This window comes from Pantoea sp. SIMBA_079, assembly GCF_046940275.1.
Lineage (GTDB): Bacteria > Pseudomonadota > Gammaproteobacteria > Enterobacterales > Enterobacteriaceae > Pantoea > Pantoea borealis.
In genome coordinates this window covers 1-250 of sequence record NZ_JAWRYR010000661.1, presented here as the reverse complement: position 1 = coordinate 250, position 250 = coordinate 1, and the positions used below count along the sequence as shown (strand labels likewise).

General features: G+C 51.6%; 1 pseudogene. It reads left to right on the top strand.

The features are described from left to right. Positions 1-250: pseudogene (locus SB719_RS21595) on the top strand (hypothetical protein); the annotation flags it as partial.

Genomic DNA, 250 nt, shown 5'->3' with positions numbered 1-250 from the left:
CAGGAAAGTTTGTTTCGCCGTTATGCAATTGCACACGCATTCTCGGCATCACTCAATACAGCAGCTATTGGTGCAGCGTTGGCTTCAGCTGAAATCCATCGATCTCCAGAGCTTGGGCAACGACAAGCCGCGTTGCAGGACAATATCGCACTTTTTGACAGACTGATGCCCACAGCCCAATCGGGATCCACGCTGCCGATCCGCATTATCCGTATCGGCGATGAAATGACATCAATTGGGTGTGCTCAGG